This is a genomic window from Amycolatopsis orientalis DSM 43388 (assembly GCF_000411975.1).
Lineage (GTDB): Bacteria > Actinomycetota > Actinomycetes > Mycobacteriales > Pseudonocardiaceae > Amycolatopsis > Amycolatopsis orientalis_D.
Map to the genome: position 1 here is coordinate 1 of NZ_ASXG01000059.1, position 324 is coordinate 324.

Here is a 324-nt window from a genome sequence, read left to right on the forward strand (position 1 = left end):
TAGCCGGTGTGGAGGGAACGCGGGGAAGTGAAACATCTCAGTACCCGCAGGAAGAGAAAACAACCGTGATTCCGTGAGTAGTGGCGAGCGAAAGCGGAAGAGGCTAAACCGTTTGCATGTCAAGCTGTCAGGCGTTGTGCGGGCGGGGTCGTGGGACCCACCTTGGAGAGACTGACATTTCTCCGGATGTACGCGATGGTTAGCGGAACGCCTTGGGACGGGCGGCCGGAGCGGGTGAGAGCCCCGTACGCGAAAGCTGTTGTCGTAGGTCTTGGTGGTGTTCCCGAGTAGCAGCGAGCTCGTGGAATTTGCTGTGAATCTGCC

1 rRNA gene is annotated in these 324 nt (G+C 59.0%); it reads left to right on the top strand.

The features are described 5' to 3' along the window. Positions 1-324, top strand: a 23S ribosomal RNA gene (locus L942_RS10160); the annotation flags it as partial.